Here is a 12,691-nt window from a genome sequence, read left to right on the forward strand (position 1 = left end):
TTAAATACTCATCTCGTTGACTTGCTGGTCTAATAAACCCGAATTCTCTTGGGCTTGCAGATGCTTATGCAGCTCAGCAATGGTTTTTAAATTAAACAAATGGCTCAGCTCGACACGTTGGTGACAAACCGATAATTGATTGATCTGGCTAATGACTTTAATGGCGTTAATGGAATTACCGCCTATTTGGAAGAAACTGTCGTGAACGCCAACGCGCTCTAACCCCAACACCTGAGACCAGATGTCGCACAGTGCGATTTCCAACTCACTTTCTGGGGCAACGTAACCATTGGATCCCACCCATTCCGGCTCAGGCAGCACTCGGCGGTCTAGCTTGCCATTTAACGTAAGAGGGATAGCTTCAATCTGGTTGAAGGTAGCGGGCACCATGTAATCCGGTAGATGAGCATTTAAGCTGTGGCGGAGGTCATCCATGCTGAGTGTTTGGTCACTCACAAGGTACGCGGCAAGATACTTATCGCCTTCTTTTTCTCTGTCGATGACGACGGCTTGCTGTACCCCATCAACCGCCATAAGTGTGGCTTCAATTTCACCCAGCTCAATCCGGTAACCACGTATCTTCACTTGGCTGTCATTGCGCCCGATGTATTCCAGCTGTCCATCGTGACGCCAGCGCACCCAGTCTCCGGTTTTGTATAACCGTTCATCCTGCCCTTCAATTGGGCTGTCGATGAACTGCTCCGCTGTTAAGATGCCTCGATTGAGGTAGCCTCTCGCCAGTCCTGCGCCCCCTATGTGCAGCTCACCGGGAACACCAATTGGGCACAGCTTTCCATTGTCCGAGAGGACATAGCATCGCTCGTTACTCAGCGGGGTACCGATAATGTGGGCGTTGCCCGATTGGTATCGAGATTGGGTACTCCAAATGCATGCCTCAGTCGGACCGTACACTTGAATGACCTCTTTAAAGCGCTGCGACAAGCTTTGGTAAATCGCTTCCGAGCCACTTTCGCCGCCGACAATAACGGTCACATGAGACAAATCAAGAGCGTCTGGCAACGCTACTTGCAACACTGACCACACCGATGGGGTAAGCTGCAATACGTTGGTCTTGCTGGCATGCTCGGATAAAGTTTCCGATGCCTGGTGGATATCCGACAGATGAACCGTTCCGCCTGACAACAACGGTAAGCCGTATTCCAAGCCAAAGATGTCAAAGGTGTATTGAGTGAGGCTGACTAAGGAAACAGGCTGTGCTTCAGCGGACAGGGTTTCAACAGACTGATGATATTGATGAATGAAATCGGCGTATGCCGAATGCGGCATCATCACCCCTTTGGGCTTACCTGTGGTGCCTGAGGTGTAAATGATGTACGCAAGGTCATCACCTGAAACCGTCAGGTTTAGGTTCTCTGATGATTGGGGATACGCGTTGTCTGCCAATACCAGCTCGGGTAGCTGCGGCAAATCACTTAACCAAGCATCCAGCTGGCTAAGATGCGTTTGCTGAGTCAGTACCAGCGGTGCCGCGGTGTCTTCCAAAATAAACTGCGCGCGCTCTTTCGGGTATTCTGGTGATACTGGGACATACGCCCCGCCCGCTTTGAGCACCGCTAAAATGCTCACCACCATGTCTACGCTTCGGTCTAAGTACAAGGCAATCGGTGTGTCTGCCGTCAGTTCACGCTCGTAACGAATCACATGCTGTTGGCGCAGAGTGTGCGCGAGCTGGTTGGCTTTTTGGTTCAGCTCTTGATAGGTCAAATGCTGATCTTGAAACGTGAGTGCCACTGCATTAGGTGTAGTTTGCACTTGCGCTTCAAATAACTGATGCCACGTTGGCATGGAAGGCACAGGCGATTGCGTTGTATTCCAGTCGTGGATAAGCCTGTTTTGCTCAGTGCTATCAATCACATTGATATGGTGATGGCTTTCGTCGCTCTGATGAGCAACAAACTGCAATATGCTCTCCAATTGCGTCAATAACCTTTCGACTTGGCTGATTTCCATCAGCGACTGATCAAAACCTAGCTGAATCGACAACGCACCTTCTTTCTCGTAGGCCATCACCGAAAATGGGTAGTCCATTTTATCGGACCAACTTCTCGGTGTGCTGTCTGCCGAAAGCCCAGTTGGAGACACATCATCGAGAGATGGGTAGTTTTCAAAAATAAACAAACTTTGGAAAAGGCGCTTGCCGTCTTCTTGCAGATCGGCCAATGCAATTCCACTAAAGCTATTAAGCTCAGCGATACTTCGATGAATGGAAGTAAGTGCTTCGGCAACGGTGAGGGAATCGGTCCAATTGACGGCGAGTGGCAAGGTATTGATGTACAAGCCGACGCTTTCTTCAATCCCATCGATCGGAACATCTCGCCCCGAAACCGTGGTTCCCACTATGGTTTGAACATCTTGCGTGTAAATTTGAATCAACTTATGCCATGCAAACTGCAGTGCCACGTTGAGTGTTACGTTATGGGATTGGCAGGCAGATTTGAGCTGTTGGTAAGCTTTCCCGCTAATACACTTTGACGCTTGCGAAGGTGTCACAAGCGACCTAACACTATCGAGCTCCTGGGACTCTAGCAGAAATGCGCCAAGGTCATTCGGTTGACTCAATGAACTGCGTTTTTCCGACCAATAACGCGTGGTTTTATCACGTTGTGCCATGCGGTGCATTTGCACTTTGCCATACACCGACTCTTCCACTACGTGTGGCACTTGCCCTGCACTCAGTGCGTCGTAGTATCTGTGAACTGCCTTGAGCAAAATTGGGTTGCTCCAGCCGTCGGTAATGCTGTGATGTGCGGTTTGAATTAGTGTAAAAGCACTGTCACTGCGTTTGATTATCGCTACACGCATCAGACCAGACACGGTCAGGTCAAAAGGCTTTTCACGCTCAGCGGATTGTAGAGCGATGATGGCGTCATCGTGTTCGTCTTCTGGGAGGTCCGCCAAACTTAAAGAGGTGAATTGGCGTGAGGTGATACCCGCCTCTTTTCCGATCACCTGAACCATTTCCCCTTCCCAGTGGAATGCGATTCTAAGCGCTGGAAACGCGAAGGATGCGAGCTCCCATGCTTTAAAATAACGGTCAACATCAATGGCGCGGTCATAATCCACCAGCACTTGAAGGCGATAAGCATCATCTTCAGGTTGGCTGATGTGATGATATACAAACCCTTGCTGCAAACTGCTTGCTGGATAAATAGCCGCTATGCTCGATAAACCATACTGGCGTGACTGACCAATATGCTCCAATTGCGATTGGTGCAATCCAGCACAGCCAAAATCGCTCGCCGTATTCACGCCTCCTCGCTTGGCTGCTTCTAGGCTTTGCTCCAATACTTGATGCAAAGATGTGTCGAACGCTTGGCGAAATGCCATGGTCTGAGTTGGCGGCAATTGAGAAATGATGTCGAACTGCAGCTGCCCATTAAAGACACCACCATTGATGTTCAGTAAAGCGCTGTCACGGTTACTTTCTCCAATAACATTGCCACTGTCTTCATTCACCACCTCCCACATCGACCCGTTTCCTGTGGAGTCCAATTGCCCTAGGTAGTTAAAGTAAATCTTCGGCAACGCATCATGAGAAAACGTGTGAGAAAACGCACCAAACCCAATGCCTTTATTGGGGACACCGCGCAGAGTTTCTTTGGTTTGAATAATGGTGTGTTCGAGATCGCCTGCCGCCTCTAATCGCAGCGGATAAGCCGTGGTAAACCACCCTAGTGTGCGAGAAATATCGAGAGCAGGGTCGATCGCCTCGCGCCCATGTCCTTCAAGCGTAATGTGATTAACTGACTGCCCCGCAACGGCATTCAGCGCAAGGCTTAACGCACTCAGAAGCAAATCATTGATTTCGGTGTTATATCCTTGATGCGCCTCGTGCAGCAGCAAATGCGTTTCTTTTAACGGAAACTCGATTCGCGTTGTCGACGTATTTTCAGCAATAGCAGCACCAGAAGAGTCGCTTTGCGGAGAAGGCAGCGTCTTTGTATCTGATAATACATCTTGCCAATAAGGCAGCTCGGCTACATGGGTTTCCCTATATTGCTCCACCGCACGTACCCATTGGCGATAGCTGCTTCCTTTCTGCGATAGCGTATTGTCAGACAGTAACGTCTCCAAGTCCTCTGCAATGATCCGCCAAGACACCGCATCTATAATCAAGTGATGAAAAGCAAACCAGAGGCGGGCTTCACCTTCGGGGTATCCTGTTAGATACGCCGCTCGCCATAACGGGCCATTTTCTATATCGAAATCGCTCTGCCAAGCCGTGAGCTGTTGCGCTACGTCCATTTCTGCCGCCACATTCAACTCATGCACTTCTACTTTTGGTAATTCTTCAGTCCGGCAATAACGCTGCTTGATACTGCCTTCGTTGATTTCAAATCGAATTCTCATGGCATCGTGGTAGGCACTCAACTTGAATAAAGCCGCCTCAAGAGCAGGCTGGGAAATACCAGCGGGGACACGTAGCGTAAAGGCTTGATTCCAATGGTGTGGGTTTGCCAGCCCTTTGTTGAAAAACCACGTCTGTATAGGCAATAGCGAGAATTCACCTTCCAGCTCTCCTTGCTCAGTATTGAGCGTTTGCTGAGGTTTATTGTCCGCCAATACCAGCGCCAATTGCTTAACCGTTGGCGCATCAAACATGTCTTTCACTTGAATATGAAAACCCGCTTTACGGATTTTAGAGACAAGTTGAATGGCGATGATGCTATCGCCACCAATACGGAAAAAGTTGTCGTTCACACCGATACTTTCAATGCCTAAAACTTGCTTCCAAATGCTGCAAAGTTCCAGTTCTATGTCGCTATCAGGCGCGACATAATTATTTTTATCGATGAGTTCAGGTTCTGGGAGCGCATTGCGATCCAGCTTTCCACTGCTCGACAATGGAAAGTCTTTCATCGGAACGAACGCCACTGGCACCATATATTCGGGTAGGCGAAGTGCCAAATAGTCGCTCAATTCTCCGTATGTCAGCGCTTGATGGCCGATATCGGGTGAATTGGTATGGGAATGTTGAGCAGGTGAGCTAAGGTGTGACTCAACATCATGCAATGCATGGCTTGAGACATTCACGGCGTCTTCACTGAAGAACAAATGTAAGGCGCCCGCTTGCTCAGATTCCGTTGCCAGCAATACTTGTAATGTTACCCCTTGCTGCTCCGCCAATAGATGCAAAACTTCAATGGAAAGCGCGTCTTCGGCAGAAAAAGATCGTTCCGTTGACGGGTTCCCCATTACGCATTGCTGTATGCCCCAGACTCGCGCATCTGGGTAATGCTTTATCCAAACTCCACGTTCAGACGAAGCCAATAAACTCGGCAAATCGAGTTCACTTGAATACTCAACCGAGTCAAATTCACTTAATTCAATAGAATGGTTATTGGCTGCTTCGACGCCTTCTGCACCGTTTTTCTTAATTTGAACAATGACATCGTATCGAAAACGATTCATCTCGTGATCGGCAAAACCGCGTTTAGGAAGCACTTGAACCGCATCAACCGCTGGGTGCTGCATCAATGCGAGGAAGTAAGTGGGAGAAATCGCGAGTTCCGTTTCTTTCGATGCTAACCAAGTCGCCTGTTTGACTAACTGATCGATGGCTTTCTCCGGATTCCGGTGAGCAAGAATGGAAAGGTGGAAAGCCCTTAGTAACCGTTGATCTCTTATATCACCAAAGAATAGGTTGCCTTCCCCCTCAATACTTTCAATGGCTTGTTCGATCACTTTGTCGAGGTAGCCAGCATTAGGAAAATATTGAGAAACCGAATTCATCACCACTGTATCAACACGTTGCTCTAACGCGGCATTAGCCACTTCGTCGGCTGGGCAAGTGACAAATTCAGATTTATGCTCATATCCCAACACTTTTGCCGAAGAAGACAAACGATTCATCGCATTTGTTGAAAAATCGGTGGCTATATAGTGGGTGCAAGACGGCAATAACGGATAGAAAATCAAACCCGATCCCGAGCCAATTTCCAATACAGAATTAGGGTTTAACCCCTGAATCCGAGTCACCGTAGCATCGACCCATTCTTTCATTTCTTCCGGTGGGATAGGCAATTGCGTAAACGAGCTTTTCCAGCCTCGGATATCGAACTGATTAATGGTCTGATTATCCTCTTTGTATTCCGCTTCATAAACGCTCTTCCAAAGCGCCACGCCTTCCTGCTCCTGATTGGAAGAAGAGGTAGGAGCGTGTTCCACGTAATACCCTACTAGCGACTTTTCACCTGCGCCCTCAACGGTATGAACGCACGATGCTTTGATTCTCGGGTGCGCTTGCATCGCTGCTTCAATTTCTTCTAACTCGATACGGTAGCCGCGCACTTTGACTTGGAAATCGTTTCTTCCCAAATACTCGATGTTTCCATTCGGCTGACGTCTGACTAAATCACCGGTTTTGTAAAGCTTGTTTAGACCTTGCGCTATCTCTTCTTTGGTCGCAAATGGGTTATCGACAAAACGTTCTTTCGTCAGATTTGGCTGGTTCAAATACCCCTGTGTGACGGCAATACCACCTATGTACAGCTCGCCAGGTAGCCCTTCAGGACATAACTGAAGATGCTCAGAATGGGGGTCCATGACCAATAAACGCACATTTTGAATCGGTCGGCCAATGGGCACGGTTTCCGTTTCATTCAGTAAGCAATCGTACACACTGACTTCTATCGAGGCTTCCGTTGGTCCGTATTGGTTATGCAAGGTTGCACCATGCTGGTTAATCGCATTGAACAGCCTAATGTGCTCGGGAGTTAATGCTTCCCCACTGCAAAAAACACGACGTACTGAACTCGGTATTGATTGGTTAGCGTGAGACAGAAAGTGGCTGAAGCCTGTTAGCATGGGAGGTACAAAGTGCGTAACCGTCACCCGATTTTGCGTCATGATGTGATGCAGCTGCTCCGGTGATTGATGCGCTTTTGGCGGCGCCATCACAATCGCTGCGCCTGTCCAGTTCGCCCAAAGCAGTTCCCACACCGATACGTCAAACGTGTATGGCGTCTTTTGCAACACTCTGTCGTTGGCACTCAATGGAAATTGGTTTTGCAGCGCTTCCAAACGATTGACCACGCCCTTATGCGGCACCATTACCCCCTTTGGCTGACCCGTTGTGCCAGAGGTATAGATGATGTAAGCCATATCCGAGCTACTGACATCCGCGTTTACGTTTTCATAGTTTTCGTTTGTGCGATCGCTACCTTCATCTATAGAGACACTTTCAGCAGGCAAATCCTCGCAGACACCGAGTAAATCGTTTTGCCACCTTTCTTGCGTTAGGATCAGCTGCGCTTGGGTATCTTCCAATATGTAACGTGTACGCTGCGTAGGATTATCGGTGGCAATGGGTACGTAAGCACCACCGGATTTCATGACCGCCAAAATCGCGATAACCATTTCTAAGCTGCGGTCTAGATACAAGGCGACAGGGGTATTAGCCGCAAGTTGAGTTTGATTTCTGTTTAAGTGATACGTTCGAATTTTATGGGCTAGCTGATTCGCTCGCTGATTCAATTCTCGGTAAGTAAGCGAATGCTGTTCAAAAATCAGTGCAGTATTGTCAGGCGTTTCCTTCGCCTGTTCTTCAAATTTTCCATGCAATGTTTTGTGTTCAGAATAAGCGCGCTGGGTGCCATTCCATCGATGGTAAACATCGCTTAATTCCATCGGAGGTATCAGGGATATCTCCCCAATCGGCAACGCCTCTTCCATATGGCTTTGCAGTATTCGTTCAAATATCGCGGCGAACTGTGCCACCGTGGATTCATTAAACAGCGACGGTTTATAGTTAAATGACACGCGTATTGAATCGCCTTCATCGCGACATACTAAGCTCAAATCGTAGCGGTTTTGATCGTTCCCTAAACGCGCTTCACCATAGGGCTCCCAGCCTTCTACATTGTGTTGGCTTCCTAGCTGGCTTTTATGCTCTCGAAGCAGAAACAGCGTTCTTGCAACCTGCCCATCTTGACTGGCTTTCACCATGCCAAGCTCTCGGTTAATTTGCCCCAAAGACAGCTCGCTGTGGTCTATTGCCTCAATCACACGTTGCTGAACGGACTGCTTCACGCTGGAAAAGGTATCGTTTTGGTTCAAGCGAACTCGCAGTAATGCCTCTCTGGCAAATAGCCCAATAAGATGCTCTAGCTCGGAGCGATTTCGGTTGGTGAACGCTGAGGCTATGGCAACGTCAGTTTGACCCGTTATTCGGTGCAGCAAGACACCATAAGTCGCCAGCAATAGGGAATACAGCGATGTACCTGTCTGTGCACACTCGTCCTTTAACCAACGAGTCAAACGAGTAGGTAAAACGTGTTCATATTGAGTCACCGACACATCGTTGTGGATGCCTGGTGTGCGGTCGTAAGGTAACGCTAAATCGACGTCGCAACCCGCCAGTTGCGTTTTCCAGTAAGCAAGATGAGACGCTCGCTTGGCTTTCTGTGGTTCTTGCTGCATCCAGTGGGCGTAGTCTGCCGGTTGAACTGGAAGTGCGGGTAAGGCTTCACTTGTCTCTTCAGGATGCTGTTCGCTGTTTGAATACAAATAAAAGTGGAAGAAATCACGCTCGAAATGCGCAATGGAGCCACCATCAAAGATCAGGTGAGAGAAAACAAACACCACTTTGCTTTTGGTATCGCTGCATCGGATGATGTGCACGCGAAACATAGGACCGGTGTTGACGTTAAACGCTTCTGCAATATCTTGCTGAATCACCTCATCCAGCGATAGAACTGCGACCTCTTGGTTATGATCAGATAAATTCGTTTCGCGGATTTCATATTGTACATTGGGCAATATTCGCTGCTTTAATTGCCCTTCTTCGTTCACAAATACGGTTCGTAGGCTTTCATACCGCTGTATTAAGCATGACATGGCACGGCGAAGTTTGGCGACGTCAAAATGTTCTTTGGAAGAAGAATGTTCAACGGAATACATACAGGGGATGTTGCTGGTAGAAGTTGCATTATGCAGGCTTTCAAGTACCCACATATCTTGCTGTAATTCAGAAACCGGAAATGTGTTGTCACTTCCCTGTCGGTTTAATGCTTCTATGCCATTTCCTGTGCGGCGCTTACGCTGCGCGAGCAACTTTTCCCGTTGCTTTTGGGAAAGCGAAAGCCTTCCCTTTCTTTCACCGTTCATATTCTGCCTACTGTGTTTGCTTCGTTGTATTTATTCTCTAGATGCTTGGGTATAGCGTTACTCTTCCGATGCCATTAATGCTTCTATTTCCTCTTCACTCATCTCTGAGATGATCAGATCTTCAATCAACCGTGATAGCGACTGAACGGTATTCCCCCGTGTAATGAAGTCTGAAAAGGTCACTTCGATGCCCAGCTCAGCCTCAATCCCACTCAATAGCTGAATGGCAAGCACCGATGTTCCGCCCAAGTCCATAAAGCGCTGGGTGCAGCAAACTTGGGGACGAGCCAATACTTCGCACCAAATATGATGGATTTCTTCTTCAATGTCGGTTTCGGGTAAGACGGGTTCTTGCGAAATAGAGGAGTGAGAAATAGAGGATTGCGAAATAACGGGCTGCGAAGTGCTTTTTTGCGAAACGCTCGATTGCGAAACACCAGCCGAGACAGCGCTTGGTATCAATTGCGCTAATGCTTGGCGGTCGACTTTGCCATTTTCTGTCATGGGCAATGACTCTACATGCTCAATATACGCAGGGATCATGTAGCTGGGTAACGAGCTGGAAAGCCGATGACGAAGGGAGTGAGCATCAAAAGTAGAGCTGACGACAAACGCAGCCAACTGCCCTTGGTAAGGCTGTGACGACAACACCACAACGCCTACCTGCTGCACATTTGATTGGGCAAGTATGTGACTTTCGATATCACCAAGTTCGACTCGATGACCATTAATTTTCACCTGATGGTCAATTCTGCCAAGACACTGATATGACCCGTCCGGATTGGCTCTCCCTAAATCTCCTGTTTTGTATACTTTGCTTTGTGCTGACGGATGCTCGATAAAGCGTTGCGCCGTCATTTCAGTGCGGTTCCAATACCCTGCGGTTACTCCTTCCCCTGAGATGCAGATTTCACCCACATCGCCTTGAGGCAATTCTGTGTTGTTGTCATCCAGAATGAGGATTTGAGTATTTATAATGGGATGACCAATATCGATTTGGTCTTTGTGCGTCACATCTTGCACGGTCGACCAAACCGTGGTTTCGGTTGGCCCGTACATATTGAAAATGTGAGCTTGGGTGACCGACTGGAGCTTTCTAAGCAGAGTAACAGGGAATGCTTCACCACCGACCAATAGGGTATTGAGCCCCGCTAAAGCCGCTTGAATACGAGGTTCATCCATCATCACACTGAGATGAGAAGGGGTGATTTGAAGGACATCCACGTCAGAAAGCGCTTCGGAAAGCCGAGAAATGGATTTGCGCTCATCGTCCGAAATCAAATGAACGGTCAGCCCCTGCAACAGTGCAACCAGAGATTCCAAAACAAAGATGTCGAAACACACCGTTGTTAAAGACGCCATGCTACGCAGTTCGCTTAAATCAAGGCATTCTTGCATCCCTGCATTAAAATTAGCCACATTGCCATGAGTGACACACACGCCTTTGGGTTTTCCAGTCGAACCTGACGTGTAAATGAGGTACGCCAAATCGGTTGCTGCGCCTTGGTGACATTCAAACCGTGGATGGAGTGCCAAAGAATTCGCCACCAATGCGACGTCCACGGCCAATTCACTTTGTATGGCTCCGAGCATTTTGGTTCCGCTGTCATCGGCGATGACCAAGCGACACATGCTGTCGTTTAGCATGTGCTCTACCCTTGATGATGGGTAATTCAAATCTACAGGTAAATAAGCCGCACCAACCTTAAGCACTGCTAATATGGACACAAGAATGTCTTCTGAGCGCTCCAAAAGAATGGCCACTATGTCGCCTTCTTTTACCTGCTTATCTACCAAAAGGTTGGCAAGTCTATTGGCTCTTAAATTTAGTTCATTAAAGCTGATTTCTTTATTTTTAAAAACGATTGCGCACTTATCACCAGATAAACGAAATCGTTCTTCAAATAAATATTGAAGGCTTACGCCTTGATCAATATCATTTTTCATACTCATTCCATGTAACCTTATTAATTACAGAGCGTATGTTTTTATGTGCGACAGAAATACAATATTAAAAATGAATCACTCGTGACTCTTTTGTTTTAACCGACGCATGAGTAGTGCTTTTTTATTAATGCTGGTCTTTGACTTTATCTTGGGTTTATCTGAGGTGTCTGTAACCATGCTGCTTGGGTGAGGTATATATCCACCACCTGATTCCACCAATTTCTGTACTCGCTGATGAACCGCTTCGAAGGGCTGCTCTTGAGACGTTAACTCGGCTAATGACTGGCAATGCTCTAACACGCTTTGTGAGCCTAACTCCTCCATCACTTGCAAAAGATGGGTCGTCGTCCATTCAGCTTGAGGCAAAAAGCGGGCGATTTGTTGGGCTTCTAACTTCCTAGCATTATCAGGACCGTCCGTCATATGGGCCATCACCAGTTGTGGCACGCCAGCACTTACGCATTGCGCACTAGAGCCAATTCCACCGTGGTGTATCACTAGCGAACAACGTGAAAAAACACGCTCAAATGAGAGCTTTCTTGCTCGAATAACATGTTTGGGTAACTCGCTAGGCAGCATAAGGTCATGCTCCGTCACAACAATCGCAGGGCGATTGGCTTGCGCACAAGCGTCGATGGCGGTTTTGTATAAATCTTTTGAAACGAGTTGGCTTGTGCCACCGGTGATCAGCACGGGATTAGGGTTCGCGAGAAAAAAGCGCTCGATCGCTTCAGGCAAAAGGTCGCGAGGTTTCTCAATATCAGTCGATTTATCAGCGGTTAAAGGAAAGCCCACATGCGATATTTCCAACTTAGAATCAAAGACTTCGTTCGAGAACCAACTAGGCCAAAAGCCTAAATTGTGTACGCTAGAAAATTGGTAATCCTGCCAAGTTGTTTGCCCTTCAAGCTGGAGAAGTGCTCTAAAATCATTCACTTCTTTGTCTAGCGTTGCTTTAAACGCCTGATTGATCAGCGCCATATAGCTCAAGTTGCTAGGCGCGAGATAAACGCTAATAAAGGGCAATTGGCACACTTCGGAAAGGTGCATGGCAGCGATGCTGGATCGGCAACGTCCAATGAGTATGGTCTCGGGTTCGTTTGCGTATTGGGCGAGGATATTGAATTCTTTTAATCGCTTTTCTGGGCTGAGGTATTGCTGCCTGAAATGCTGGAACTGGTCGGGTTGAGAAAAAGGCTGGAGGAAATTAGGCAAGCATTCTTGGAGCTCATGATACGAATCTTCATCTTCCCAAGATGTAAAATTCACCCCTGCATCTTCTGCCCATTGTTGGTATCCATAATGGCTAAAAATACGGACTGAGTGCCCCTGTTTTTTCAAATATTCAGCTAACCGGATAAAGGGAATGACATCCCCACCTACCCAATGAGTCGATATTAATATATTCGCCATATGATGATACCAGCCAGTATTAAATATTATTGAAACCAATACATAAGTATTAATTCGATTTATTTTTTACTGCGAAAAATATCATCAATAGAATTTTCGTTACATTAAGATTGGATAAATTTTAGACTCAGTTAACAATTATAAATCGTGCGAAAATATATTTATCTGATTTGAGATTTATCTACTGACTTATATTGAATAA

Annotated in this window: 3 protein-coding genes; all 3 read right to left on the reverse strand. The window is 47.3% G+C overall.

Annotated features, from left to right (window positions below; all coding sequences use genetic code 11):
- The 3 genes from LDO37_RS17575 to LDO37_RS17585 all read right to left on the reverse strand — a co-directional run bounded on the left by LDO37_RS17575 (nt 1) and on the right by LDO37_RS17585 (nt 12,489).
- The gene (locus LDO37_RS17575; RefSeq protein ID WP_126606606.1) at nt 1–9,129 is read right to left on the reverse strand and encodes a non-ribosomal peptide synthetase; all 9,129 of its coding nucleotides are present in this window, start codon (nt 9,127–9,129) and stop codon (nt 1–3) included.
- Between the two features lie 57 nt (nt 9,130–9,186).
- Nucleotides 9,187–11,076 (reverse strand): non-ribosomal peptide synthetase, encoded by a 1,890-nt coding sequence (locus tag LDO37_RS17580; RefSeq protein ID WP_185829727.1) that lies wholly within the window; start codon nt 11,074–11,076, stop codon nt 9,187–9,189.
- 75 nt (nt 11,077–11,151) lie between these two features.
- Nucleotides 11,152–12,489, reverse strand: a complete 1,338-nt coding sequence (locus LDO37_RS17585) for a glycosyltransferase (protein WP_126606608.1) — start codon at nt 12,487–12,489, stop codon at nt 11,152–11,154.
- Between the last annotated feature and the right edge of the window lie 202 nt (nt 12,490–12,691).

This window comes from Vibrio penaeicida (genome assembly GCF_019977755.1).
Lineage (GTDB): Bacteria > Pseudomonadota > Gammaproteobacteria > Enterobacterales > Vibrionaceae > Vibrio > Vibrio penaeicida.